Source organism: Enterobacter sp. ECC-249 (genome assembly GCF_043965265.1).
Classification (GTDB): domain Bacteria; phylum Pseudomonadota; class Gammaproteobacteria; order Enterobacterales; family Enterobacteriaceae; genus Enterobacter; species Enterobacter quasiroggenkampii.
Genome location: NZ_CP143660.1, coordinates 3147574 through 3172315 on the forward strand (window position 1 = coordinate 3147574; position 24742 = coordinate 3172315).

At 53.0% G+C, this 24742-nt stretch carries 26 protein-coding genes; 13 read left to right on the forward strand and 13 right to left on the reverse strand.

Annotation, left to right across the window (positions count from 1 at the left end):
• The first annotated feature begins 4 nt into the window (after window positions 1-4).
• The 5 genes from trpB to V1587_RS15095 all read left to right on the forward strand — a co-directional run bounded on the left by trpB (window position 5) and on the right by V1587_RS15095 (window position 4095).
• Complete coding sequence (gene trpB, locus V1587_RS15075; protein ID WP_024907111.1) at window positions 5-1198, forward strand: tryptophan synthase subunit beta; 1194 nt, start codon at window positions 5-7, stop codon at window positions 1196-1198.
• On the forward strand, window positions 1198-2007 hold the full coding sequence (trpA, locus tag V1587_RS15080; RefSeq protein ID WP_371898574.1) for a tryptophan synthase subunit alpha: 810 nt from the start codon (window positions 1198-1200) through the stop codon (window positions 2005-2007). Before trpB ends, trpA begins: the two co-directional genes overlap by 1 nt.
• A 181-nt stretch (window positions 2008-2188) precedes the next feature.
• Window positions 2189-3400 (forward strand): selenium metabolism membrane protein YedE/FdhT, encoded by a 1212-nt coding sequence (yedE, locus tag V1587_RS15085; RefSeq protein WP_371898575.1) that lies wholly within the window; start codon window positions 2189-2191, stop codon window positions 3398-3400.
• Window positions 3397-3630 carry a sulfurtransferase-like selenium metabolism protein YedF gene (yedF, locus tag V1587_RS15090; protein ID WP_371898576.1) on the forward strand — a complete coding sequence of 78 codons (234 nt, stop codon included), beginning with the start codon at window positions 3397-3399 and terminating at the stop codon, window positions 3628-3630. Before yedE ends, yedF begins: the two co-directional genes overlap by 4 nt.
• Before the next feature lie 126 nt (window positions 3631-3756).
• Window positions 3757-4095 (forward strand): hypothetical protein, encoded by a 339-nt coding sequence (locus V1587_RS15095; protein WP_126328725.1) that lies wholly within the window; start codon window positions 3757-3759, stop codon window positions 4093-4095.
• Between the two features lie 46 nt (window positions 4096-4141).
• Here V1587_RS15095 and ompW read toward each other — a convergent pair whose 3' ends face one another.
• Window positions 4142-4774 carry an outer membrane protein OmpW gene (gene ompW / locus V1587_RS15100; RefSeq protein WP_371898577.1) on the reverse strand — a complete coding sequence of 211 codons (633 nt, stop codon included), beginning with the start codon at window positions 4772-4774 and terminating at the stop codon, window positions 4142-4144.
• Window positions 4775-5056: 282 nt separating this feature from the next.
• Here ompW and V1587_RS15105 point away from each other — a divergent pair, with 282 nt between their 5' ends.
• The 4 genes from V1587_RS15105 to yciA all read left to right on the forward strand — a co-directional run bounded on the left by V1587_RS15105 (window position 5057) and on the right by yciA (window position 7327).
• Window positions 5057-5461: a YkgJ family cysteine cluster protein gene (locus V1587_RS15105; RefSeq protein WP_021240310.1), complete on the forward strand. Its 405-nt coding sequence runs from the start codon at window positions 5057-5059 to the stop codon at window positions 5459-5461.
• A 25-nt stretch (window positions 5462-5486) separates the two neighbouring features.
• Window positions 5487-6230 carry a YciC family protein gene (locus V1587_RS15110; protein WP_371898578.1) on the forward strand — a complete coding sequence of 248 codons (744 nt, stop codon included), beginning with the start codon at window positions 5487-5489 and terminating at the stop codon, window positions 6228-6230.
• Between the two features lie 57 nt (window positions 6231-6287).
• Complete coding sequence (locus V1587_RS15115) at window positions 6288-6827, forward strand: septation protein A (protein ID WP_025756566.1); 540 nt, start codon at window positions 6288-6290, stop codon at window positions 6825-6827.
• 104 nt (window positions 6828-6931) lie between these two features.
• A complete protein-coding gene (yciA, locus tag V1587_RS15120; RefSeq protein WP_008502796.1) occupies window positions 6932-7327 on the forward strand; it encodes an acyl-CoA thioester hydrolase YciA in 396 nt (131 codons plus the stop codon).
• A 38-nt stretch (window positions 7328-7365) separates the two neighbouring features.
• On the opposite strand, the gene tonB is transcribed toward yciA, so the two are convergent.
• The gene (gene tonB / locus V1587_RS15125; protein WP_371898718.1) at window positions 7366-8088 is read right to left on the reverse strand and encodes a TonB system transport protein TonB; all 723 of its coding nucleotides are present in this window, start codon (window positions 8086-8088) and stop codon (window positions 7366-7368) included.
• A 220-nt stretch (window positions 8089-8308) separates the two neighbouring features.
• On the opposite strand from tonB, the gene V1587_RS15130 reads away from it, so the two are divergent.
• Window positions 8309-8605, forward strand: a complete 297-nt coding sequence (locus V1587_RS15130) for a YciI family protein (RefSeq protein ID WP_023327637.1) — start codon at window positions 8309-8311, stop codon at window positions 8603-8605.
• Between the two features lie 40 nt (window positions 8606-8645).
• Here V1587_RS15130 and V1587_RS15135 read toward each other — a convergent pair whose 3' ends face one another.
• The 3 genes from V1587_RS15135 to V1587_RS15145 all read right to left on the reverse strand — a co-directional run bounded on the left by V1587_RS15135 (window position 8646) and on the right by V1587_RS15145 (window position 10610).
• On the reverse strand, window positions 8646-9599 hold the full coding sequence (locus V1587_RS15135) for a GNAT family N-acetyltransferase (protein WP_371898579.1): 954 nt from the start codon (window positions 9597-9599) through the stop codon (window positions 8646-8648).
• A gap of 93 nt (window positions 9600-9692) precedes the next feature.
• Window positions 9693-10328, reverse strand: a complete 636-nt coding sequence (gene leuE / locus V1587_RS15140) for a leucine efflux protein LeuE (RefSeq protein WP_371898719.1) — start codon at window positions 10326-10328, stop codon at window positions 9693-9695.
• 108 nt (window positions 10329-10436) lie between these two features.
• Entirely contained in the window at window positions 10437-10610 is a 174-nt protein-coding gene (locus tag V1587_RS15145; protein WP_021240326.1) for a YciY family protein, read from the reverse strand.
• A gap of 144 nt (window positions 10611-10754) precedes the next feature.
• On the opposite strand from V1587_RS15145, the gene cls reads away from it, so the two are divergent.
• Both cls and V1587_RS15155 read left to right on the forward strand, forming a co-directional pair.
• Window positions 10755-12215: a cardiolipin synthase gene (gene cls, locus V1587_RS15150; protein WP_008502791.1), complete on the forward strand. Its 1461-nt coding sequence runs from the start codon at window positions 10755-10757 to the stop codon at window positions 12213-12215.
• A 33-nt stretch (window positions 12216-12248) separates the two neighbouring features.
• The gene (locus V1587_RS15155; RefSeq protein ID WP_006810881.1) at window positions 12249-12578 is read left to right on the forward strand and encodes an HI1450 family dsDNA-mimic protein; all 330 of its coding nucleotides are present in this window, start codon (window positions 12249-12251) and stop codon (window positions 12576-12578) included.
• Between the two features lie 30 nt (window positions 12579-12608).
• Here V1587_RS15155 and V1587_RS15160 read toward each other — a convergent pair whose 3' ends face one another.
• From V1587_RS15160 to V1587_RS15190, 7 genes are all read right to left on the reverse strand, one after another.
• A complete protein-coding gene (locus tag V1587_RS15160; protein WP_371898580.1) occupies window positions 12609-13478 on the reverse strand; it encodes an ion transporter in 870 nt (289 codons plus the stop codon).
• Between the two features lie 14 nt (window positions 13479-13492).
• Window positions 13493-14497, reverse strand: a complete 1005-nt coding sequence (gene oppF, locus V1587_RS15165; RefSeq protein ID WP_371898581.1) for a murein tripeptide/oligopeptide ABC transporter ATP-binding protein OppF — start codon at window positions 14495-14497, stop codon at window positions 13493-13495.
• Window positions 14494-15507, reverse strand: coding sequence for an ABC transporter ATP-binding protein (locus V1587_RS15170; RefSeq protein ID WP_045404931.1), 1014 nt, complete (start codon window positions 15505-15507; stop codon window positions 14494-14496). Before V1587_RS15170 ends, oppF begins: the two co-directional genes overlap by 4 nt.
• A gap of 11 nt (window positions 15508-15518) precedes the next feature.
• On the reverse strand, window positions 15519-16427 hold the full coding sequence (gene oppC / locus V1587_RS15175; RefSeq protein WP_023312096.1) for an oligopeptide ABC transporter permease OppC: 909 nt from the start codon (window positions 16425-16427) through the stop codon (window positions 15519-15521).
• A 14-nt stretch (window positions 16428-16441) separates the two neighbouring features.
• Window positions 16442-17362, reverse strand: a complete 921-nt coding sequence (oppB, locus tag V1587_RS15180) for an oligopeptide ABC transporter permease OppB (RefSeq protein WP_371898582.1) — start codon at window positions 17360-17362, stop codon at window positions 16442-16444.
• Window positions 17363-17446: 84 nt separating this feature from the next.
• Window positions 17447-19078, reverse strand: coding sequence for an oligopeptide ABC transporter substrate-binding protein OppA (oppA, locus tag V1587_RS15185; protein WP_271368167.1), 1632 nt, complete (start codon window positions 19076-19078; stop codon window positions 17447-17449).
• Between the two features lie 772 nt (window positions 19079-19850).
• The gene (locus tag V1587_RS15190) at window positions 19851-20498 is read right to left on the reverse strand and encodes a YchE family NAAT transporter (protein ID WP_234649645.1); all 648 of its coding nucleotides are present in this window, start codon (window positions 20496-20498) and stop codon (window positions 19851-19853) included.
• A 478-nt stretch (window positions 20499-20976) separates the two neighbouring features.
• Between V1587_RS15190 and adhE the strand changes: the two genes are divergently transcribed.
• The gene (gene adhE, locus V1587_RS15195; protein ID WP_371898583.1) at window positions 20977-23655 is read left to right on the forward strand and encodes a bifunctional acetaldehyde-CoA/alcohol dehydrogenase; all 2679 of its coding nucleotides are present in this window, start codon (window positions 20977-20979) and stop codon (window positions 23653-23655) included.
• Window positions 23656-23723: 68 nt separating this feature from the next.
• On the opposite strand, the gene tdk is transcribed toward adhE, so the two are convergent.
• Window positions 23724-24338 (reverse strand): thymidine kinase, encoded by a 615-nt coding sequence (tdk, locus tag V1587_RS15200; protein WP_008502782.1) that lies wholly within the window; start codon window positions 24336-24338, stop codon window positions 23724-23726.
• Between the last annotated feature and the right edge of the window lie 404 nt (window positions 24339-24742).

Below are 24742 nucleotides of genomic sequence, written 5' to 3' on the forward strand. Positions count from 1 at the left end.
GAAGATGACGACATTACTTAACCCGTATTTTGGCGAGTTCGGCGGGATGTACGTCCCGCAAATCCTGATGCCCGCGCTGCGCCAGCTGGAAGAAGCGTTTGTCAGCGCGCAGAAAGATCCGGCGTTTCAGGCTGAATTTACCGACCTGCTGAAAAACTATGCAGGCCGCCCAACGGCCCTGACCAAATGCCGCAACCTGACGGAAGGCACGAAAACCACGCTGTATCTTAAGCGTGAAGACCTGCTGCACGGCGGCGCGCACAAGACTAACCAGGTGCTGGGCCAGGCGCTGCTTGCGAAGCGTATGGGCAAAACCGAAATCATTGCCGAAACCGGTGCAGGCCAGCACGGCGTGGCCTCGGCGCTCGCCAGCGCCCTGCTCGGTCTGAAATGCCGCATCTATATGGGGGCGAAAGACGTTGAGCGTCAGTCTCCAAATGTTTTCCGTATGCGTCTGATGGGTGCGGAAGTGATCCCGGTGCACAGCGGCTCTGCGACGCTGAAGGATGCCTGTAACGAAGCGCTGCGCGACTGGTCTGGCAGCTACGAAACCGCGCACTATATGCTCGGTACCGCGGCGGGCCCGCACCCGTTCCCGACCATCGTGCGTGAATTCCAGCGCATGATCGGGGAAGAGACCAAGGCGCAAATCCTCGAAAAAGAGGGACGCCTCCCGGATGCGGTCATCGCCTGCGTCGGCGGCGGATCTAACGCCATCGGCATGTTCGCTGACTTTATCGACGACACCAGCGTGGGTCTGATTGGCGTCGAGCCTGCGGGACACGGCATTGAGTCCGGCGAGCACGGCGCGCCGCTGAAGCATGGCCGCGTAGGGATCTACTTCGGCATGAAGTCCCCGATGATGCAGACCGATGAAGGCCAGATTGAAGAGTCTTACTCTATCTCTGCCGGCCTCGATTTCCCGTCCGTCGGGCCGCAGCACGCCTATCTGAACAGCACAGGTCGTGCGGACTATGTCTCCATTACCGATGACGAAGCGCTGGAAGCGTTCAAAACGCTGTGCCGCAGCGAAGGGATCATCCCGGCGCTGGAGTCTTCACACGCTCTGGCCCATGCGCTGAAAATGATGAAAGACAATCCGGAAAAAGAGCAGCTGCTGGTAGTCAACCTTTCCGGACGCGGTGACAAAGATATCTTCACCGTCCACGATATTCTGAAAGCACGAGGGGAAATCTGATGGAACGCTACGATAACGTATTTGCAGAACTGAAATCCCGCCAGGAAGGCGCGTTCGTTCCCTTCGTCACCCTTGGCGACCCTGGCCCTGAACAGTCGCTGAAGATCATCGACACCCTGATTGAAGCCGGTGCCGATGCGCTGGAGCTGGGGATCCCGTTTTCTGACCCGCTGGCGGATGGCCCGACCATTCAGAATGCGACGCTGCGCGCGTTTGCCTCAGGCGTCACGCCGACCCAGTGCTTCGAGATGCTGGCGGCAATCCGTCAGAAGCACCCCGCTATCCCGATTGGCCTGCTGATGTACGCCAACCTGGTGTTCAACCGCGGTATCGATGAGTTTTACGCAGAGTGCGCGCGCGTGGGCGTCGACTCCGTTCTGGTCGCCGACGTGCCGGTTGAGGAGTCTGCGCCATTCCGTCAGGCGGCAATGCGTCACAATGTCGCCCCTATTTTTATCTGCCCACCAAACGCGGACGATGAGCTGCTGCGCCAGATTGCCTCTTACGGGCGCGGTTACACCTACCTGCTCTCCCGCGCAGGCGTGACCGGTGCCGAGAATAAAGCGGCCCTGCCGCTGCATCATCTGGTGGAAAAGCTGGCCGAGTACCATGCCGCACCGCCGCTGCAGGGCTTCGGGATCTCCTCTCCGGATCAGGTCACCGCGGCGATTGACGCGAAGGCTGCGGGCGCAATTTCCGGCTCTGCAATTGTGAAGATCATCGAGAAGAACGTGGACAAGCCCGAGCAGATGCTGGCCGAGCTTAAGGCGTTTGTGAACGCCATGAAAGCGGCGACGCGTAAAGCCTAACCCCTCCACCGTCTGGCATCCCTGCCAGACGGTTACTCTTTATTCCCCGCCATCAAAAAAGGATGACGTTAAAATTGATCCTTTCGATATTTTCGGTGTGAATGGCTTTTCAAACTGTCGTGTAAGCGTATGATCTGAACTCTTTTTTATATTTAATCCTTCTGAGTTCAGAGGCTTATTCATGTCATGGCAATCCTTCAAACAGGCTTACCTGGTTAAGTTCTGGTCACCCGTTCCGGCCGTTATCGCGGCAGGCATTCTCTCTACTTATTATTTTGGCATCACCGGTACCTTCTGGGCCGTGACCGGCGAGTTTACCCGCTGGGGTGGACAGCTGCTGCAGCTCGCTGGCGTGCATGCCGAAGAGTGGGGATACTTTAAACTCATTCATCTGGACGGCACCCCGCTTACCCGCATCGATGGGATGATGATCATCGGCATGTTCGGCGGCTGTTTCGCTGCCGCGCTGTGGGCAAACAACGTTAAGTTGCGGATGCCTAAAAGCCGGATCCGCATTTTGCAGGCGATCGTCGGCGGTATCATTGCCGGGTTTGGCGCGCGCCTGGCGATGGGGTGTAACCTTGCCGCCTTCTTTACCGGGATTCCTCAGTTTTCGCTTCACGCCTGGTTCTTTGCCGTTGCTACGGCCATCGGCTCTTACTTTGGCGCAAAATTCACCCTGCTGCCGCTGTTTCGCATTCCAGTGAAAATGACGAAAGTCAGCGCAGCGTCTCCGTTAACCCAGAAGCTCTCTCAGGCACGCCGCCGTTTCCGTCTCGGAATGCTGGTCTTTTTCGCCATGGTTGCATGGGCGCTCTGCACCGCCATGAACCAGCCTAAGCTCGGTCTGGCGATGCTGTTCGGCGTGGGTTTTGGTCTGCTCATTGAACGCGCGCAGATCTGCTTTACCTCCGCGTTTCGCGATATGTGGATCACCGGGCGTACGATGATGGCTAAGGCGATTATCGCCGGGATGGCGGTCAGCGCCATCGGCATCTTCAGCTATGTCCAACTGGGCGTCGAACCGAAAATCATGTGGGCCGGTCCTAACGCGGTCATTGGCGGCCTGCTGTTCGGCTTCGGGATCGTGCTGGCTGGCGGGTGTGAAACCGGCTGGATGTATCGCGCCGTCGAAGGCCAGGTGCACTACTGGTGGGTGGGGCTGGGAAATGTGATTGGCTCTACAATCCTGGCGTACTACTGGGATGACGTGTCTCCCGTTCTGGCCACCAGCTGGGACAAGGTCAACCTGCTAAACGCCTTCGGGCCTCTCGGCGGCCTGCTCGTCACCTACGCCCTGCTGTTGGTCGCTTTTTTACTGGTCGTCGCACAGGAGAAACGTTTCTTCCGCCGTGCGAGCGTTAAAACTGAAACGCAGGAGAATGCAGCATGAAAGAGATCGTGCCTGATTATCGTCTGGATATGGTTGGCGAGCCCTGTCCATATCCTGCGGTTGCTACGCTTGAAGCTCTACCGCAGCTAAAGAAAGGTGAGATTCTGGAGGTGGTCAGCGACTGCCCGCAGTCCATCAACAACATACCGCTGGATGCGAAAAACCACGGTTATATGGTGCTGGATATCCAGCAGGATGGCCCAACCATTCGCTATCTGATTCAAAAATGATCGCTAAGGGCCTCGTAAGGGGCCTTTATCGTATTGAATAATAAGACATCTTGATCCACGGCAAAAACGCGATTTTTGACTTAAGTAAAATCTCATTTCCCTTTTGAAGGAGGTTTTCGCGGTTTGATGTATTTACGAGCTTTACTGGTTTTCGCCTTATTGATTCCCTTCCATGCGCTGTCCCTGAATTTCTCTTCTACCTTCCTGCGCCTTAATTGTCCGCAAAGAGGACTTGTCGAGGTTATTCTTCACGTTTATGACCATACCCAGGAACGGTGGCACGGTCATTTTGAAACCGGCGCGGGACATAAACGTGCGGGTGATACTGAAATTATCCCGTTTGCCAACGGCGATATTCTCTTCCATTCCCTGTCCAGCGACGCTTTTAGCTATTTATATGATGGGGAAAAGATCCTGAGGCACTGCGTAAAGCTTGATGAGCGGCCGGTTTATCCGTCGTTTTGAAGTGAGCAAAGCAAACTGGCCACCCTGTGGCCAGTTTGATGGGGGATCAGAAACGGTAACCCGCAGAGAACATAAACACCCACGGATCCAGACGAGTATTGATGCTTTGCTGCTGACCGCCCGCCTTGAAGCGTACATCCGTATCAATATCCATATACCAGACCGAGGCGTTGATCAGCCAGTCGCGATTAATCAGGTAATCCAGACCGACCTGTCCCGCCATGCCCCACGAATCTTTCAGGCTGAGGTCCGTCAGACCCGCCTCTTTACCGGTATCGTTGAATTTCTCATCAAAGAAGGTGGTGTAGTTCACACCGGCGCCAATATAAGGACGTAACTTGCTGCTTGAGTCGCCAAAGTACCATTGCGCCATCAGCGTTGGCGGTAAATGGTGAACCGTGGCGATATCGCCGGTTGGTCCTAAACCTACGCGATGACGGAACGGCGTTGCAGCGAGAAGCTCAACGCCCACGTTATCCGTCGCCATCCAGGTAAAGGTTAAACCTAACTGGGTATTATTACTGACGTTAAAACCGCCCATTCCCAGCACGTTATCCGATCCTTCAGTTGGGCGAACCGTAGCCGAACCGGCACGAATAAAGAATTCGCCTGCTTCATGCGCATATGCGCCGCCAGAGAGACTGCTTAATACAAGGGCTGCCACCGCTAATTTTTTCATATCCACTCCATCGTTGTGGTTTTAATCGCGGATGAGAATATACTCACAAAAGAGTAATAAGTGATCTGCCACAGATCACATTAAAACCAGTAACTTAACATTCATTGATCTGGATTAATTTTTTGTTACGCATCCAAAACCAATAAGTTGTTTCCATGTCAATTTTTGGCATTTCACAGTTACAAAATTTTCCCTTTTCCCCCTCTTGCTCTTCCTCTGGCGGCTGGATAATTTATCGCTCTCACAAGTTGATTTGATGCGTTCTTCTTTTGCAGGTGTGCCATGAGTGATATTAACCCGTGCATGACGTGCGGAGCCTGTTGTGCGTATTTTCGAGTCTCTTTCTACTGGGCCGAAGCCAGCGATGGCGGCGGTACCGTTCCGGTTCATCTTACCGAGCCGTTAACCCCCTTCTTGCGCTGCATGAGCGGCACGAACCAAAAGCAGGCCCGCTGCGTGGCGCTACAGGGTGAGCCTGGGGTCTCTACCCGATGTTCCATCTATGAGGATCGCCCCAGCCCGTGCCGGGAATTTGCCATGTCGGGGGAAGATGGGCAGGTCAACGAAGCCTGTAACCGAGCCCGCGCGCGCGTTGGATTACCGCCGCTTTACAAAGATATGCTTTTCCATACAAGCCTTGATGCTGCCACAGCAGGTGCATCCGGTGTACAATTGCCGGCTAATTAACACCTGCAATACTCAAGGAGAGTGCATGTCTATCACGGCGAAGTCTGTCTACCGTGACACGGGAAACTTTTTCCGCAATCAGTTCATTACCTTTTTACTGATCGCGTTGCTTTGCGCCTTTATCACGGTGGTGCTGGGTCATGCGTTCTCACCGAGTGAAGAACAGATTGCCAGCCTGAGCCAGGGCGACCATCTTGCGGGTAGCGTGGGGCTGTTTGAGCTGGTGCAAAATATGACGCCGGAACAGCAGCAAATTCTGCTGCGCGCTTCTGCCGCATCCACGTTCTCGGGCCTGATTGGTAATGCAATTCTGGCGGGCGGCGTGTTGCTGATGATTCAGCTGGTATCGGCGGGTCACCGGGTCAGCGCCTTACGGGCGATTGGTGCCAGCGCGCCGGTCTTACCTAAGCTGTTTATACTGATCTTTTTGACCACCCTGCTGGTGCAGATGGGGATTATGCTGGTCGTGGTGCCGGGGGTATTACTGGCTATCGTGCTCTCATTTGCCCCGGTGATGGTCGTGCAGGGTAAGATGGGTATTTTTACCGCGATGCGCAGCAGCATCAGGCTGGCATGGGCTAATATGCGTCTGGTGGCGCCCGCCGTGATCGGCTGGCTGCTGGCCAAAACGCTGCTGTTATTGTTTGCGCCGAATTTTGCGGTATTAACGCCTAATGTTGGCGCCGTGGTGGCGAATACGCTGAGCAATCTCATTTCAGCGGTACTGCTCGTCTATCTGTTCCGCCTGTATATGTTAATTCGTCAGTAATCCCGAGGCGGGGAGACATCGCAGTCTCCCGCCCCGCTCATAAGATGGAATCACAGAATGAAGCAGTTTCTTGATTTTTTACCGCTCGTGGTCTTTTTTGCTTTTTATAAGCTCTACGATATTTATGCCGCGACCACAGCGCTGATCGTTGCAACCGCCGTCGTACTGATCTACAGCTGGGTTCGCTATCGTAAAGTCGAAAAAATGGCGCTTGTCACCTTCGTCCTGGTCGCCGTATTTGGCGGGCTTACGCTGTTCTTCCACAACGATGAATTTATCAAGTGGAAAGTGACCGTGATTTACGCGCTGTTTGCGGGCGCACTGTTAATCAGCCAGTGGGTGATGAAAAAGCCGCTGATCCAGCGCATGCTGGGCAAAGAGCTGACGCTGCCTCAGGAAGTCTGGTCGCGTCTGAATATCGCATGGGCGGTGTTCTTTATTCTCTGCGGACTCGCTAATATCTATATCGCCTTCTGGCTGCCGCAGAATATCTGGGTCAACTTTAAGGTCTTCGGCCTGACCGCGCTGACGCTTATCTTTACGCTGTTAAGCGGTGTATACATCTATCGCCATATGCCGCAGGACGACAAGCACTGATTAATGACTGACCAGAACGTCAACGACAGGCGTTCTGGTCTATTCTCTCCGCTGTGAAATCATAGTAGCATCCCGCCTGAAGTCTTCCGTTACGAGTTAAAACAATGACAACAACTAACGCCCCTCAGGGCGAACTGGTTTTACGCACACTGGCAATGCCCGCTGACACCAATGCCAATGGCGATATTTTTGGCGGCTGGCTGATGTCGCAGATGGATATGGGCGGGGCAATTCTGGCAAAAGAGATCGCCCACGGGCGCGTGGTTACCGTGAGAGTGGACGGCATGACCTTCCTTCGCCCGGTGGCGGTGGGTGATGTGGTTTGCTGCTACGCGCGCTGCGTGAAACGCGGTAATACCTCCATCTCCATCAATATCGAAGTCTGGGTGAAGAAAGTCTCTTCTGAGCCGATTGGGCAACGTTATAAGGCCACTGAAGCGCTGTTTATTTATGTCGCCGTGGACAGCGAGGGCAAACCTCGTCAACTTCCACAGGCCTGATCGACAGGCAAAAAAAAGCCTCCTTTCGGAGGCTTTTTTTATTCCATCTGCGCCCCGCCGTTGAGGCGGAAAACGATATTGACGATCAATCCGCTGCCCGGCTTGCCTGGCTCATAGCGCCATCTGCGCATGGCAGATTTCACTTCGCGCTCAAACATATTAGACGGTTGCGCAGACAAGATTTCCACGTTATCCACGCGTCCATCCGCGGTCACGTCAAATTTCACCCGTACGCGGCCTTCAATACGCAAGGCCTGAGCTCGCGCCGGATACTGAGGCTGATTGCGGCTTACGGCTCGCGGGCCCGCAGGCGCGGTAACCGTTGGCTTTGAAGTCGTTGCCGTATTGTTCATCACCGGACGTGAAGGCGCTGCATTTTCTACCGGCTGGGCGGCGCGCGGTTCAACCGGACGTTCCTCACGTTTCGGACGCTCCTCGACCTTCTTCACCGGCTTTGGCTTCGGCTTAGGTTTTGGCTTCGGTTCAGGTTTGTGGATCACCACCGGGGCTTCCTTCGGTGGCTCCGGAACGGGCTCGGGTTCTGGCTCCGGTTCAGCCACCGGCTGTGGCGGCGGAGGGGTAACCTGCGGCGGTTCAAGGTCCGCTGGCGATACCATCGTCACGGAAATCGGCTGCGCGGGCGCGGGCATTTCAATAACCTGATGAACCGAGGTATACAGCAGACCCGCCACCACGGCACCGTGAATAACGACAGAAAGCAGCGTCGGCCAGGGAAAGCGGCGAGGTAAATCAAGGGTCATCGAAGTCATATTCATCAACGTTAAAAAACCGAACCCTGATTTTAAATGCAAATAGCAATCATATTCAATAAGACACTTTGTTCTGGCGCAACTTTAGCGCCTGAGAGGCCAAAAAAGGCGCATTCAGATCAGGGTATTAACATTGTTTTTATTTTACATTGCAGTCGTTTGCCCTTTCACATAACGTAACTGACACTTTTACCGGTTAAGGAGCTTCGCCGTGTTTTACGTGATTTACTCTGAAGATGTTGCTGATTCGCTCGAAAAACGCCAGTCTGTGCGCCCTGCGCATCTGGCACGTTTGCAGTTGCTTCAGGATGAAGGCCGATTACTGACCGCTGGCCCCATGCCTGCAGTAGACAGCAACGATCCGGGTGCTGCCGGTTTTGCCGGCTCCACGGTTATTGCTGAATTTGAATCCCAGGAAGCCGCTCAGGCCTGGGCCGACGCAGACCCGTACGTTGCTGCGGGTGTGTATGCAAAAGTAACGGTCAGACCGTACAAGAAAGTGTTCTAATACCAAAGCGGCTCCGAAAGGAGCCTTTTTTTAGGCGCGATTACACGCCTCTGTACCGGGTAAACTGCTGCTCTGTAATAAGACTTCCCCACTGGTCACCTTCCCACTCCTTTACCAGCGTAAACCCAAACGACTCGTACAGACGTCGGGCGGCGGTCAGCTTATTGAACGTCCAGAGGTGCATGGCAGAAAAACCGACACTGTCGCAGAACCGCATCGCTTCATTCAGCAGTTTTTTCCCCACGCCATGTCCCCGACAGCCATCATCAAGAATGAACCAGCGAAGATGGGCTTCACCCGGCGCCAAATCTTCGCCATCTATCGCCACCGAGCCGACAATTTTGTCGTTGAGTACCGCCAGCCAAATCTGGTTACAGGGCTTCTCCAGTCTTTCACTAAACTCGGCCAGCCCTGAAGCCACTTTGGCCTCGAAGAAGCGACCAAAATTATGCTCCCGCGAATAATAGCTGCCATGCATCTCCGCGATCCGGCCAATCATGCCGGGGATATACCCCTGCACTATCTTCAGCTCGTCGGGGTGCATATCGTTGCCCGTTTCACGACATGCCAGCAGCGAGTTAGCATAAAGGGAGAGCCCCTCAGAGATGGTCTGCTGCTGGGCAGGAGCAAGACGCTTTATTGCTGTAACCACGCGCTCATTGCTGAAGGCATTAATTTTGCTGACCGTCTCGTGACCTTTCGCGGTCAGCCTGAGGCTCTTTGCTCTCGCATCCTCAGTAGAAATGACTTCCTCGAGTTCGCCTGCGGCGATCAGGCGAGCCAGCATCCGGCTGACGCTGGACTTTTCCAGACCCAGCAGTTGCACCAGCTGACTCGCCGTCATCTCTTTGCGTAGCGCAATTTCAACCAGGGTATGGACGGCCGAAGGCGAGTAATTCGTTGAGGCCAGGGTAGAACCCATAAAACCTAACTCTCGCACCATCAGGCGCGAGGAACGTCGAATAACACTGACTACCGGGGTTTCGCTGTGCATATTATGCCCTCATCATTTAGTTGTACTATACAACCAAATGATGAGGGATTGTCAAACAGAATTAAAAAGGCTCCCGCAGGAGCCTTTCATCAATCAATGCAGCGACGCCAACCTCGCCGCAAACCCGACAAACAGCAGCCCTATCAGCCCGTTCCCCAGCTTTGCCAGTTTCTTTTTCGTTTTGAGATAGCGCGTGACAAACGCACCGGAGAAGATCAGGAAGCTCATGTACATAAAGCTTATTAACTCCAGCGTCGTCGCGAGGATCAGGAAAGAGGTGCCGGTGCTCTGTGCGTTCACGTCAATGAACTGAACAAAGAACGATACGTAGAACAGAATCGCTTTGGGATTGGTCAGGCTTAACACCAGCGAACGTTTCATGATCATACTGGCAGGTTCGGGGGCGCTCTCATGGGCGTTTTTTTGACGATTCACCACCGACCAGAGCATTTTGCCCCCCAGCCAGAGCAGATAGAAAGCCCCGAGATAGCGCACGATATTAAACAGCACCGGGGTGGTCTGAATTAATGCCGCGACGCCCGCCCAGGCCAGAAACATCAGTACCGCATCGCCGATAAATACGCCTGACGCGGCAAGATATCCTTTTTTAACGCCGTGTCCAATTCCGGTTTTGAGCACAAACAGGGTATTCGGCCCCGGTACCAGCACGATAAACAACGCGCCAACAACATACGTCCAGAAATTCAGTACGCCAAACTCCGCAAACACTTCTCCCTCCTTTTGCTCAATACAGCAGGAATAGCGCTGCAAATACGCTACTCCTTAAAATCAGACTCTATAAAATCAGCGGGCACCATTACGGTGCCCTCATGGTACTCAGATATCCTGGACTGCGAACAGCAACGCGTTGCGGTGCCGGGTCATTCCACATTTTCTGATGGCGTGAATACGCATATTGCGGCGGGATTGTGCTTCCAGCCAACGAGCCTTGCGACGGCTCACCTGTCGCAACATGCGCCAGCGCCCTACTTCTGTTCTACTGCGCTTCATGTCTACAACTCTTTCTTTAACAGAGTCGCCATTATAAACCCAACCCGGCAGCAAACCAGCGCTTTTACCTGGCGTTTTTATTTGCCAGATGAATCCTGATGCGTACACTCATAACAATACGCTTTCAAAAGGATTTTTTTACCTATGACAACCTTCTACACCGTGGTGAGTTGGCTGGTCATTTTGGGATACTGGCTGTTAATCGCGGGTGTGACGTTACGCATCCTGATGAAGCGCAGAGCCGTACCCTCTGCCATGGCCTGGCTTCTGATCATCTACATCCTGCCGCTGGTGGGAATTATTGCCTATCTCTCTTTCGGTGAGCTTCATCTCGGTAAACGCCGCGCCGAGCGGGCCCGCGCCATGTGGCCCTCAACCGCAAAGTGGCTGAACGATCTTAAGGCCTGCAAGCATATCTTCGCCGAGGAGAACAGCAGCGTCGCATCGTCACTATTTAAGCTGTGCGAGCGCCGTCAGGGGATTGGTGGCGTTAAGGGCAATCAACTCCAGCTGCTGACCTCGTCCGACGACGTCATGCAGGCGTTAATCCGCGATATTCAGCTGGCGCGTCATAATATCGAGATGGTTTTTTATATCTGGCAGCCCGGCGGGATGGCTGACCAGGTCGCTGAATCGCTGATGGCCGCCGCGCGACGCGGCATTCACTGCCGCCTGATGCTTGACTCTGCGGGCAGCGTGGCATTTTTCCGCAGCCCCTGGGCGGGCATGATGCGCAATGCCGGTATCGAAGTGGTTGAGGCGCTGAAGGTCAATCTCCTGCGCGTGTTTCTGCGCCGGATGGATCTCCGTCAGCACCGCAAAATGATCATGATCGATAACTATATTGCCTACACCGGCAGCATGAATATGGTTGACCCGCGCTTCTTCAAGCAGGACTCGGGCGTGGGCCAGTGGGTGGATTTGATGGCGCGAATGGAGGGGCCGATTGCCACCTCGATGGGCATCGTTTACTCCTGCGACTGGGAGATAGAAACCGGCAAACGCATTCTGCCGCCACCGCCGGACGGCAATATTATGCCGTTTGAAGAGGCCAGCGGTCACACCATTCATACCATTGCTTCCGGGCCGGGCTTCCCGGAGGATTTGATTCATCAGGCGCTGCTGACGGCGACGTACTCGGCGCGTGAATACCTGATCATGACGACGCCCTACTTTGTCCCCAGCGACGACCTCCTGCACGCGATCTGTACCGCGGCGCAGCGCGGCGTCGATGTGAGCATTATTTTGCCGCGCAAAAATGACTCCCTTCTGGTGGGCTGGGCCAGCCGGGCATTCTTCAGCGAACTGCTGGCCGCCGGGGTGAAGATCTACCAGTTCGAAGGCGGATTACTCCATACCAAGAGCGTTCTTGTCGACGGCGAACTGAGCCTGGTGGGAACGGTCAACCTGGATATGCGCAGCCTGTGGCTCAACTTTGAAATCACGTTGGTTATTGATGATGCGGGCTTTGGCGGCGATCTCGCGGCGGTGCAGGATGATTATATCTCCCGCTCGCGGCTGCTGGATGCCAGACTGTGGGTAAAACGTCCGCTGTGGCAGAGAATTGCCGAACGACTGTTTTACTTCTTTAGTCCGTTGCTGTAAAACGTGCCCAACGATGTTAAACAGGTAGTCATCATGGAAATGGATCTGAACAATCGCCTGACCGAAGACGAAACGCTCGAGCAGGCCTATGACATTTTTCTCGAACTGGCGGTTGATAACCTCGATCCCGCAGACGTGATCCTCTTTAATCTGCAGTTCGAAGAGCGCGGCGGTGCCGAACTGTTCGACCCTTCAGAAGACTGGGCTGAGCATGTGGATTTCGATCTGAATCCGGACTTCTTTGCCGAAGTGGTCATCGGGCTGGCCGATGAAGACGGCGGCGAGATTAACGATATTTTCGCCCGCGTCCTGCTCTGTCGAGAGAAAGACCACAAGCTGTGCCATATTCTCTGGCGCGAATAATAAAAAGGCTGCGATTGCAGCCTTTTTTATTTACTCCGGCAACGCACTTCCGCAGCGGTTACAAAACCGCGCGTTGAGGTCATGTTCCCCCTGATGACATGCCGGACATTTGTGCTGCTGCTTGCGGCTCTGAAATGCGCTGCTCATGTGCGTGGTAATAAGCCCGGTCGGGATCGCAATGACCGAATAACCAATCAAAATCAGCACTGACGCCACGATGCGACCCAATGGCGTATGGGGCGTAATATCACCGTACCCCACGGTCGTCACGGTCACAATGGCCCAGTAGACGGACGCATTGAGGGTCGTAAAGCCATATTTAGGCCCTTCTATTAAATACATCAGCGCGCCAAAAACAATCATGACGATGGCGATAAACGAGTAGAACAAAATAAGCTGATGCCGGGCGCTGACGATCGCACTCCAGAACACGCGCAATGACGGCATAAAGCGCAGTAATTTCAGAATACGTAATACCCGAATAACGCGCATCGCCCGCCAGGCAAAGACATAGCTCAGGCTGATTTCCGGCCACAGCCACATTACGTAGAGCGGCAGAATGGTGGCTAAATCAATAAATCCCCAGAAGCTGAAAACATATCGGGCCGGGTTGGGCCAGGCTATTACCCGGAGAAGATATTCAGCGGTAAAAACCAGGGTAATCGCCAGCTCAAGCCAGACAAAGATATGCCATTCGTCAAACGTCAGGTGGTATTGCGTCCCGGCACCCGATTCAATAAAGATGACCACCACGCTGAGAAGCGCAAATAAACCGCAAATACCTTCGAATCGTCGTCCGGAAACCGTTTCAGGATCGAATAAAAAATGATATAGCCGCCGACGGGCTGACGTGAATAAACGCGACACAGTGACCTCGCAAAAAATAAGGGCTGACATCATGTCAGCCCTTGCGATTATAACGGGTCTACTTTCAGGCAGGAAACCGCATGTCGGAAACTGCCTTCCAGAACCGGTCGCGTTTTTGCACATTCCGGCCCGGCCATTGGGCAGCGCGTACGGAAAACGCAGCCCGACGGCGGATTAATCGGTGAAGGCAATTCCCCTTCCAGAAGCTGGATGGTTTTATTTTTCTCCAGATCGGGATCGGGAATCGGCACCGCCGACATCAGCGCCCTGGTGTATGGGTGCAGCGGATTGTGGTACACCTCGTCATAGGTGCCCAGCTCCACGGCGTGCCCCAGATACATCACCAGCACGCGGTCAGAGATGTGTTTCACCACGGCCAGGTCATGCGCGATGAAGATCAGCGACAGCCCCATTTCGCGCTGCAGCTTCTGCAGCAGGTTAACCACCTGTGCCTGAATGGAGACGTCGAGCGCGGAAACCGGTTCATCACAGATAATCAGCTTCGGTTCGAGGATCAGCGCACGCGCAATGCCAATACGCTGACACTGACCGCCGGAGAACTCGTGAGGATAGCGGTTGATGAGGTTAGGCAGCAGCCCGACTTTCAGCATCATTGCCTTAACGCGATCGCGCACTTCCTGACGGGACATCTTCGGATGATAGGTACGCAGCGGCTCGGCAATAATCTCACCGATGGTCATACGCGGGTTTAATGACGCCAGCGGATCCTGGAAAATCATCTGGATATCGCTGCGCACGTCGCGCCACTCGTCAGATTTCATGCCCAGCAGATCTTTACCCAGCCAGGCCACTTTACCGTCGGTGGCTTTCACCAGACCGATAATGGCGCGCGCAAAGGTCGATTTACCGCAGCCGGACTCGCCCACCACGCCCAGGGTTTCCCCTTCATAGAGGCGCAGCGTGACGCCGTCCACCGCTTTCAGGGTCTTCGACGGCTGCCAGAACCACTGTTTGCCATCTTTGATGTCGAAATGCACCTTAAGGTCAGCAATCTCGAGCAGCACATTGCGTTTTTCATCTAATGCGTTCATACCAGCTCCTCCTGCGGCTTAAAGCAGGCGCGCAGACGGCCTGGTGCAAACTCTTCCAGCGGCGGTGCGCTGTTGCAGATTTCCATCGCGTGCGGGCAGCGCGGCTGGAACGGACAGCCTTTCGGCAGGCGCAGCAGGTTTGGCGGGTTGCCCGGAATGGTGAGCAGGGATTCCCCTTCCGCATCAAGGCGCGGCACCGCGTTCAGCAGGCCAATTGAGTAAGGATGAGCTGGCTGATAGAACACGTCACGCGCTTTGCCGTATTCCATGGTACGACCGGCGTACATCACCAGCACTTTGTCACAGATGCCCGCCACCACGCCCAGGTCGTGGGTGATCATGATAATCGCCGTATTGAACTCACGCTTGAGCTCGTTCAGCAGGGTCATGATTTGTGCCTGAACGGTAACGTCCAGCGCGGTGGTCGGTTCGTCGGCAATCAGCAGTTTTGGCCGGCACAGCAGCGCCATCGCAATCATCACGCGCTGACGCATCCCGCCAGAGAACTCGTGCGGGAACATACGCATGCGCTTGCGCGCCTCCGGCATTTTCACCGCATCAAGCATTTTGACCGACTCTTCAAAGGCTTCGGCTTTGCCCAGACCTTTGTGCAGCATCAGGACTTCCATCAGCTGCTCACCGACGCGCATGTACGGGTTCAGGGAAGTCATCGGATCCTGGAAAATCATCGAGATCTGTTCGGCGCGCAGCTTGTTCAGCTCGTGCTCCGGCAGGTTGAGGATTTCGCGACCGTTGAATTTCGCGGAACCGCCAATCACACCGTTAGCGGCCAGCAGGCCCATTAGCGCAAAGGCGGTCTGGGACTTCCCGGATCCAGATTCACCCACGATGCCGAGCGTTTCGCCCGCGCGCAGGTTGAAGTTGAGATCGTTCACGGCGGTCACATCACCGTCCGGGGTCTTAAAGGTGACGCGAAGATCTTTTACGTCCAGCAGAAGGTCGCTCCGCTGCTGCGCCTGTGGCGCGGTTGCCGTTTCAATAATTGTCATGACGGCGCTCCTTAACGGTCTTTCGGGTCGAGGGCATCACGCAGGCCATCGCCGATAAAGTTAAAACAAAACAGGGTAACGACCAGGAAACCCGCCGGGTATAACAGCAGCCACGGTGACACTTCCATTGAGTTTGCACCGTCACTCAGCAGAGCGCCCCAGCTGCTCAGCGGCTCTTGCGTACCCAGACCGAGGAAGCTCAGGAAGGATTCAAACAGGATCATGCTTGGCACCAGCAGTGAGGCATAGACCACCACCACGCCCAGCACGTTAGGAACGATATGGCGAACCACGATATTCCCGGTAGAGACACCGCCGACCTGCGCGGCTTCGATAAACTCTTTGCGTTTAAGGCTCAGCGTCTGGCCGCGGACAATACGCGCCATATCCAGCCAGGAAACCATCCCGATGGCCACGAAGATCAACAGGATATTCTGACCGAAGAAGGTCACCAGCAGGATGACGAAGAACATGAACGGGAAGGAGTTCAGGATTTCAAGCAGACGCATCATTACCGAGTCGATTTTACCGCCAAGATAGCCGGAAAGTGAGCCGTAGAGCGTACCTACGATCACGGCCACCAGCGCGGCAGCAATACCGACCATCAGCGAGATACGGCCACCGATAGCGACACGCACCAGCAGATCGCGTCCGGAAGAGTCCGTGCCAAAATAGTGGCCAGACTCCATATCCGGCGCGCTGGACATCATGCCCCAGTCGGTGTCGAAATAGGTAAATTGCGACAGCATCGGCGCCAGGGTCACAAACAGCGCAATGATCACCAGAACAACCAGACTGGCAACCGCAGCACGGTTGTGCATAAAGCGACGGCGCGCGTCCTGCCAGAGGCTACGACCTTCTACTTCCAGTTTTTCACTGAAGTTTTCCAGCGCCTCGCTGTTTTTCTTACTCAACATCATGGCGTGCTCCAGCGTTAGTAACGAATTTTCGGGTCGATGACGGCATACAGCACATCGACGATAGCGTTGAAGAGAATGGTCAGCGCACCGACGAGAATCGTCAGGCTCAGAACCAGCGAATAGTCGCGGTTAAGCGCGCCGTTAACGAACAGCTGACCAATGCCAGGCAGGCCGTAGATTGTTTCGATAACCATTGAGCCGGTGATGATCCCCACGAATGCCGGTCCCATGTAGGAGAGCACGGGTAACAGCGCCGGTTTGAGCGCGTGGAGGAAGATAATCCGACGCATCGGCAGCCCTTTAGCGCGCGCGGTACGAATGAAGTTCGAGTGCAGCACTTCGATCATTGAACCACGGGTAATACGCGCGATACTGGCAATGTACGCCAGAGATAATGCTACCATCGGCAAAATCATGAACTTCAATGCCCCGCCGTTCCAGCCGCCGCCCGGCAGCCACTTCAGCGTGATGGCAAATATCATCACCAGTAATGGCGCGACAACGAAGCTGGGTATCACTACCCCGGTCATTGCCACCCCCATTACGGCATAATCCCATTTGGTATTTTGTCTGAGCGCGGCGATAACGCCCGCGGTGACGCCGAAAACGATGGCCAGAATGAATGCCGCAGCACCCAACTTAGCCGAAACCGGGAAGCTGGACGCGACCAGGTCGTTAACGGAATAGTCTTTATATTTAAATGACGGTCCAAAATCGCCGTGGGCCAGCTGCTTCAGGTAATTGAAGTACTGGGTGGAGATAGGATCGTTCAAGTGGTATTTCGCTTCGATATTCGCCATGACTTCTGGCGGCAGCGTACGCTCACCGGTAAATGGACTTCCCGGCGCAAGGCGCATCATGAAGAATGAAATCGTGATGAGAATAAATAGCGTTGGAATCGCTTCAAGACAGCGACGTAGGATAAATTTCAACATTGCCCGTACCTTCTGGCGTGTGCCTATATTATGTGACGTTGGTTAGACACCGTGGGGCGAGCACGCCCGCCCCACTCATTGCCATTAATGCTTGATAATATACAAGTTTTTAACGTAGATATTATCCATCGGGTCTTTACCGGTATAACCACCTACCCACGGTTTCACCAGACGGGCGTTAACGTAGTAGTAAACCGGTACGATCGCGGAATCTTTATCCAGCTGCTGCTCGGCCTTAGAGTACAGTTCTGTACGCTGTGCTTCGTCAGTGGTTTTCAGCGTGTCGCCAATCAGCTTGTCGAACGCCGGGCTCTTATAGTGCGCGGTGTTGTTCGAGCTGTCGCTCAGCATGGTGTTCAGGAAGGAGGTCGGTTCGTTATAGTCCGCACACCAGCCTGCACGTGCCACATCAAAGGTGCCCTGATGACGGCTGTCGAGGAAGGTTTTCCACTCCTGGTTCTCCAGCTTCACGTTCGCGCCCAGGTTCTTTTTCCAGATCGAGGCGACGGCGATAGCCAGTTTTTTATGCAGATCGGAGGTGTTGTACAGCAGGCTGAAGGTCAGCGGCTTATCTGCGGTGTAGCCCGCTTCGGCCAGCAGTTTCTTCGCTTCTGCGTTACGCTGTTCCTGAGTCTGTTTGAACCAGTCTGGCTCGGTCAGTTTTGCGCCATCGGTGTATGGAGGGGTATAGCTATACGCCGGCAGATCGCCCTGGTTTTTCACTTTGTTCACGATGATATCGCGATCCAGTGCCAGCTTCAGCGCGGTACGAACACGTACGTCGGTGAACGGTGCTTTCTGGTTGTTGATTTCATAGTAATAGGTGCACAGGTACGGATCGACGTGAACTTCTTTAGGGATCTCTTTTTTGAGTTTCTGGAACAATTCAATCGGCATGTTGTTATAGGTCATGTCGATTTCACCGCTGCGATAGCGGTTAACGTCAGTCACTTCGGAAGAAATTGGCAGGTAGGTCACCTGATTAATGACGGTTTTCGCGTTGTCCCAGTATTGCGGGTTACGTTCAAGCACCATACGCTCGTTGACCACCCAGTCTTTCAGCTTATAGGCACCGTTGGTCACGATATTGGCAGGCTGGGTCCATTTTTCACCAAATTTTTCCACGGCGGATTTTGGTACCGGGGAGACGGACGGGTGAACCAGCAGCTTATAGAAGTACGGAACAGGTTCGCTCAACGTTACTTCAAAGGTATTAGCATCGATCGCTTTTACGCCCAGATCGGTGATCGGTTTTTTACCCGCGATGATGTCATCAATATTGGCGATGTGGCCATATTGCAGGTAGCTCGCATATGGAGAGGCGGTTGTTGGGTTCGCCAGACGCTGCCAGCTATAAACGAAATCTTCGGCCGTGACCGGTGTACCGTCGGACCATTTCGCATCTTTACGCAGGTGGAAGGTCCAGACTTTGAAATCTTTGTTTTCCCATTTTTCGGCTACACCCGGTGCCGGATGGCCGTCTACGTCCGTTACCAGCAGGCCTTCGAACAGGTCGCGGTTAACGTTAGACTCAGGAACACCTTCAATTTTGTGCGGGTCAAGAGACTGAACTTCCGCACCGTTGTTACGCACCAGCGTCTGTTTCTCAGCCAGTTGAACACCTGCAGGAACGTCCGCAGCCATTGCAGCGTTGCCCGCGATTAGCGCAGTTAAAATCCCCGCCGCTACCAGATTTTTTTTTGTGATGATGGACATTGTGTTGGTACTCCACTCATTATAATGACTGGCCTTCGCCAGCTGTGTAATCCCCTGTTGGGGCCTGTACAGCGCAGGAGTTTTTTTTTGCTGCTGTCAGGTTCTTCTTTTACTGCTTGCTATCACCGACTTTTTTATTACTGACCGCTCGTATGGCCGTCTTGCGTCGATTCTTTACAGGCCTCCCCTGTTTGAGGCCTGCGCTGGATATCTGAGAAGAGAACTATATGAAAATAATTCTCATCTGCTTGTTTTATGCTGCAAAATATTAGGCCGGAAAGTATCAAATGGCGTAAACGCGCGCCAATACATTTTGCAAATTTGTTAAGCAATTCTCTTTTACGGTGAGTACCGCATCGTTGAGGGCAGCCCTGCCGGACATCGAACATCACGTAAAAAACATAATATTCAAAAAGATAGAGAATTTTTTCTCTACAAGCGCGTCGCTGCGCTATCATCGAGTGATTTTGTACAAAAATTTAACAACTGGTTATTATTTAGCACATTCATCTAGGGGAATGTTGAAATTACTAATATCATTTCGGTTATCTCTCAGCAAGCCCCAGAGTATCATGTGAGTAAAATAACAGAGCGATCGAAGATTTTCTGTGCAGGCGGGTTTTAGAGGAATTAATAACTTATTGAAATACAAGCAATGAACATTATTAGTAGAATTTATTATGATATGTGAGCATTTCAACTTTAGTTATAGGATTTACTGATAATGACGTAAAAAAAACGGAGCCGTTGCTCCGTTCTATCATACGAAATATCAATGCAGCAAACCGGGGAAAATGCTTTTAATTCCCGTAACGATGAATTCAATCCCTAACGCCATCAACAGCAGGCCCATGATTCGCGTAATGACGTTGATGCCCGTTTGACCCAGCAGGCGCACCAGCCAGGGTGCCATGCGGAATACGCCCCAACAGCAGAGCGCGAAAAGCGCAATGGCAACGGAAAATCCAACCAGGTGCATCAGGCTATGGTAACGCGTGCCCCAGACAATGGTTGAACTGATGGCGCCGGGGCCAGCCATGAGCGGCAAGGCCAGAGGCACCACGCCAATACTTTCGCGGATGGCGGTTTCGGACTTCTCCTGCTTGTTCTGTTTATCCTCGCCCAGCTTACCGCTGATCATGGACATCGCGATGGTCACGACCAGGATCCCACCCGCTATGCGGAAAGAGTCAATCGAAATTCCAAAGAGCTGGAGAATGGCGTCACCCAGAAAAAGGGAGGTGAGCAATATGATAGCTACCGACAGGTTAGCGGTCAGGTTGGTCTTATTCCTGGCCGCCGCTGTCTGGTAACTCGTCATACTAATGAAAACAGGAATGATCCCCACCGGGTTCACCAGGGCAAACAAACCAATAAAAAATTTAAAATACGTTGGAAAATCAAAGAGCGTTTGGATCACGTTTTGCTCCGCTTATACACATGCCCGGGACTGACAATTTGTCGTGAGAAATCGCGCTGAAGATACCCTTTTTAGCAGCATACTTCACTCGAAATCTGTGGCAAAACGTTATCATTTCAGGATGTTAAACTTATGTATAATCAATGATAGCGCCGCTTCCAATACTTACGTAATTATTTAACACTGGAAAAATCTCAAAGAAATAACCCTGCTGAAAGGTATCAGCTTGGGGGAAAATTGACGTAGATCATGATTTCCGTACTCAGAAGTGAGTAATCTTGGTTACGCCCCCAGGGAGATCGCCTGACAAAAAGGGATGATGCTAAGGTAAGGCTCTTTTAGTAAATTAGTGTGCTGACGCAGAAAGTAACTCTTTGTTTTACTTTGTGTTACGCAAGTCGTATCGGCTCTGTCTATACTGTGTGACGTATCGAGCGCTGGTTTACTAAAAGAGTTTAAACATTATCAGGAGAGCATTATGGCTGTTACTAATATCGCTGAACTGAACGCCCTCGTTGAGCGCGTTAAAAAAGCCCAGCGTGAATATGCCAATTTCACCCAAGAACAGGTTGATAAAATCTTCCGCGCGGCCGCACTGGCTGCTGCAGATGCTCGAATCCCTCTCGCTAAAATGGCCGTTGCCGAATCCGGCATGGGTATCGTGGAAGATAAGGTGATCAAAAACCACTTTGCTTCCGAGTATATCTACAACGCCTATAAAGATGAGAAAACCTGTGGCGTGCTGTCCGAAGACGACACCTTCGGTACCATCACCATCGCTGAACCTATCGGCATCATCTGCGGTATTGTTCCGACCACTAACCCAACGTCTACTGCAATCTTCAAATCACTGATTAGCCTGAAGACCCGTAACGCAATCATCTTCTCTCCACACCCACGTGCGAAAGATGCGACCAACAAAGCTGCAGACATCGTCCTGCAGGCGGCGATCGCTGCAGGCGCACCAAAAGACCTGATCGGCTGGATCGACCAACCTTCCGTCGAGCTCTCCAATGCGCTGATGCATCATCCGGACATTAACCTGATTCTGGCGACCGGTGGTCCAGGCATGGTTAAAGCCGCATACAGCTCCGGTAAACCTGCTATCGGCGTGGGCGCCGGTAACACCCCTGTTGTTATCGACGAAACTGCTGACATCAAACGTGCCGTTGCGTCTGTGCTGATGTCTAAAACCTTCGATAACGGCGTGATCTGTGCATCTGAACAGTCTGTTGTTGTTGTCGATTCCGTATACGACGCTGTTCGTGAACGTTTCGCCAGCCACGGCGGCTACCTGCTGCAGGGCAAAGAGTTGAAAGCGGTTCAGGACATTATCCTGAAAAATGGCGCACTGAACGCTGCTATCGTGGGTCAGCCAGCTTACAAAATTGCTGAGCTCGCAGGCTTTACCGTTCCGGCAACAACCAAAATCCTGATCGGTGAAGTAAAAGTTGTTGACGAAAGCGAGCCGTTTGCTCACGAAAAACTGTCTCCAACGCTTGCCATGTACCGTGCGAAAGATTTCGAAGACGCGGTTGAGAAAGCAGAGAAGCTGGTTGCCATGGGCGGTATCGGTCACACCTCTTGTCTGTACACTGACCAGGACAACCAGCCAGAGCGCGTTGCTCACTTCGGTCAGATGATGAAAACTGCACGTATCCTGATCAACACCCCTGCTTCTCAGGGTGGTATCGGTGACCTGTACAACTTTAAACTCGCACCTTCCCTGACTCTGGGTTGTGGTTCCTGGGGTGGTAACTCCATCTCTGAAAACGTTGGTCCAAAACACCTGATCAACAAGAAAACCGTTGCTAAGCGAGCTGAAAACATGTTGTGGCATAAACTTCCGAAATCTATCTACTTCCGCCGTGGCTCTCTGCCAATCGCGCTGGATGAAGTGATTACTGATGGCCACAAACGTGCGCTCATCGTGACTGACCGTTTCCTGTTCAACAACGGCTACGCTGACCAGATCACCTCTGTGCTGAAAGCGGCTGGCGTTGAGACTGAAGTGTTCTTTGAAGTTGAAGCTGACCCTACCCTGAGCGTTGTACGTAAAGGTGCTGAGCTGGCTAACTCCTTCAAACCAGATGTGATTATCGCACTGGGTGGTGGTTCCCCAATGGACGCCGCGAAAATCATGTGGGTCATGTACGAGCATCCAGAAACTCACTTCGAAGAACTGGCGCTGCGCTTTATGGATATCCGTAAACGTATCTACAAGTTCCCGAAAATGGGCGTCAAAGCGAAGATGATCGCGGTAACCACAACTTCCGGTACCGGTTCAGAAGTTACGCCATTCGCGGTAGTAACGGACGATGCAACAGGTCAGAAATACCCACTGGCTGACTATGCATTGACTCCAGACATGGCTATCGTTGATGCAAACCTGGTTATGGAGATGCCGAAGTCACTGTGTGCATTCGGTGGTCTGGATGCGGTAACTCACGCCCTGGAAGCTTACGTTTCTGTGCTGGCATCTGAGTTCTCTGACGGTCAGGCTCTGCAGGCTCTGAAACTGCTGAAGGAAAACCTGCCAGCGTCCTACAACGAAGGGTCTAAAAACCCGGTAGCACGTGAACGTGTCCACAGTGCAGCAACCATCGCCGGTATCGCGTTTGCCAACGCCTTCTTGGGTGTTTGCCACTCAATGGCGCACAAACTGGGCTCACAGTTCCACATTCCTCACGGTCTGGCGAACGCCCTGTTGATCAGCAACGTTATCCGTTATAACGCTAACGACAACCCAACCAAGCAGACGGCTTTCAGCCAGTACGACCGTCCACAAGCACGTCGTCGCTATGCTGAAATCGCTGACCACCTTGGTCTGAGCGCACCGGGCGACCGTACTGCTGCGAAGATTGAGAAACTGCTGGCATGGCTGGAAAGCCTGAAGGCTGAACTGGGTATTCCTAAATCAATCCGTGAAGCGGGCGTACAGGAAGCTGACTTCCTCGCTCACGTAGACAAGCTGTCTGAAGATGCATTCGATGACCAGTGTACTGGTGCCAACCCGCGCTACCCACTGATCTCCGAGCTGAAACAGATTCTGCTGGATACCTACTACGGTCGTGAGTTCAAAGAAGGTGACGTTGCCGCTGTGAAAACAGAAGCCCCTGTCATCAAAGCTGACAAGAAAGCGAAGAAAACCGCTTAATTGACAGCAGCAGATGAAAAACCCGCCTTAATGGCGGGTTTTTTTATGTCTGTAAAATAAGACTGAGGTTATTTTCTATTGTCGTGCTGAATCGCCGTCAGCGAGCCTACAGACAGCGCTTCTTTATAATGCTTACGGCAGACCGAAACATAGCGTTCATTGCCGCCTATCACCACCTGCTCGCCATCTGCATAAGGTTTACCGGCCTGGTCGAGACGAAGTACCATGCTGGCTTTACGACCGCAGAAGCAGATCGTTTTCAGTTCGACAAGTTTATCCGACCAGGCGAGCAAATATTGGCTCCCTTCAAAAAGCTCCCCACGGAAATCCGTACGCAGGCCGTAACACAGCACGGGGATATCAAGCTCATCGACTACCTCTGACAGGGCATGGACCTGTTCACGCGTCAGAAACTGGCTCTCATCGACCAGAACGCAGTGAATGGGCTGTGCCGCATGTTCTGCGCGAATGTCTTCAAACAGATCGGTTTTCGGGTTAAACAGCCTGGCAGGCGACGAGAGCCCTATTCTGGAGCTCACCTTCCCTGCGCCAAAGCGATCGTCAATTTCAGCCGTATAAACAACGGTACGCATCCCGCGCTCCTGGTAATTGTACGAGGATTGCAGCAGCGCGGTGGATTTCCCGGCATTCATTGCCGAATAGTAGAAATAAAGTTGTGCCATTGGCCGTAAAACCCTAATCAATGTGTAATATTCCCGATGAGTCATTGTACCATATTTTGTCTGGTCATCCGCGATGCAGCGCACAGAGGATGCGGTTCTGTGCCGCATTCAGTCCCTTCTGTTTATGAAAATAACCCGTTAAAACATGAAGTAAACCCATTCAGCCCGGCCAATATGTTATAAGTTAAGCCAAACATAACACTTCTTTTTATAGTGGAATCCCGGCCCTTTAAAATTCACTATTTATTAACTATTTCAGGCTTAACACCAGGGGTGAGAACTAATACAAAAGGCTGATATTTCTCCGCCGCAACTATAATTCCTGCGGGAAATGTCACAAAAAAAAGACGCAATCGACCGGGTTAAGCAGGTTCCGGTGATAACAACCGAGACAGTTGGATGCT

What these genes read in the sequence shown, in the direction of transcription:
- yciA (WP_008502796.1), top strand. Translation starts at nt 6,932, where the DNA reads ATGACAACAACTAACGCCCCTCAGGGCGAACTGGTTTTACGCACACTG.
- oppF (WP_371898581.1), bottom strand. Translation starts at nt 14,497, where the DNA reads ATGAACGCATTAGATGAAAAACGCAATGTGCTGCTCGAGATTGCTGAC.
- oppC (WP_023312096.1), bottom strand. Translation starts at nt 16,427, where the DNA reads ATGATGTTGAGTAAGAAAAACAGCGAGGCGCTGGAAAACTTCAGTGAA.
- oppB (WP_371898582.1), bottom strand. Translation starts at nt 17,362, where the DNA reads ATGTTGAAATTTATCCTACGTCGCTGTCTTGAAGCGATTCCAACGCTA.
- cls (WP_008502791.1), top strand. Translation starts at nt 10,755, where the DNA reads ATGACAACCTTCTACACCGTGGTGAGTTGGCTGGTCATTTTGGGATAC.
- V1587_RS15145 (WP_021240326.1), bottom strand. Translation starts at nt 10,610, where the DNA reads ATGAAGCGCAGTAGAACAGAAGTAGGGCGCTGGCGCATGTTGCGACAG.
- tonB (WP_371898718.1), bottom strand. Translation starts at nt 8,088, where the DNA reads ATGACCCTTGATTTACCTCGCCGCTTTCCCTGGCCGACGCTGCTTTCT.
- V1587_RS15155 (WP_006810881.1), top strand. Translation starts at nt 12,249, where the DNA reads ATGGAAATGGATCTGAACAATCGCCTGACCGAAGACGAAACGCTCGAG.
- oppA (WP_271368167.1), bottom strand. Translation starts at nt 19,078, where the DNA reads ATGTCCATCATCACAAAAAAAAATCTGGTAGCGGCGGGGATTTTAACT.
- ompW (WP_371898577.1), bottom strand. Translation starts at nt 4,774, where the DNA reads ATGAAAAAATTAGCGGTGGCAGCCCTTGTATTAAGCAGTCTCTCTGGC.
- tdk (WP_008502782.1), bottom strand. Translation starts at nt 24,338, where the DNA reads ATGGCACAACTTTATTTCTACTATTCGGCAATGAATGCCGGGAAATCC.
- yedE (WP_371898575.1), top strand. Translation starts at nt 2,189, where the DNA reads ATGTCATGGCAATCCTTCAAACAGGCTTACCTGGTTAAGTTCTGGTCA.
- V1587_RS15170 (WP_045404931.1), bottom strand. Translation starts at nt 15,507, where the DNA reads ATGACAATTATTGAAACGGCAACCGCGCCACAGGCGCAGCAGCGGAGC.
- V1587_RS15095 (WP_126328725.1), top strand. Translation starts at nt 3,757, where the DNA reads ATGTATTTACGAGCTTTACTGGTTTTCGCCTTATTGATTCCCTTCCAT.
- V1587_RS15115 (WP_025756566.1), top strand. Translation starts at nt 6,288, where the DNA reads ATGAAGCAGTTTCTTGATTTTTTACCGCTCGTGGTCTTTTTTGCTTTT.
- V1587_RS15160 (WP_371898580.1), bottom strand. Translation starts at nt 13,478, where the DNA reads ATGATGTCAGCCCTTATTTTTTGCGAGGTCACTGTGTCGCGTTTATTC.
- V1587_RS15110 (WP_371898578.1), top strand. Translation starts at nt 5,487, where the DNA reads ATGTCTATCACGGCGAAGTCTGTCTACCGTGACACGGGAAACTTTTTC.
- yedF (WP_371898576.1), top strand. Translation starts at nt 3,397, where the DNA reads ATGAAAGAGATCGTGCCTGATTATCGTCTGGATATGGTTGGCGAGCCC.
- trpB (WP_024907111.1), top strand. Translation starts at nt 5, where the DNA reads ATGACGACATTACTTAACCCGTATTTTGGCGAGTTCGGCGGGATGTAC.
- trpA (WP_371898574.1), top strand. Translation starts at nt 1,198, where the DNA reads ATGGAACGCTACGATAACGTATTTGCAGAACTGAAATCCCGCCAGGAA.
- adhE (WP_371898583.1), top strand. Translation starts at nt 20,977, where the DNA reads ATGGCTGTTACTAATATCGCTGAACTGAACGCCCTCGTTGAGCGCGTT.
- V1587_RS15135 (WP_371898579.1), bottom strand. Translation starts at nt 9,599, where the DNA reads ATGCACAGCGAAACCCCGGTAGTCAGTGTTATTCGACGTTCCTCGCGC.
- V1587_RS15105 (WP_021240310.1), top strand. Translation starts at nt 5,057, where the DNA reads ATGAGTGATATTAACCCGTGCATGACGTGCGGAGCCTGTTGTGCGTAT.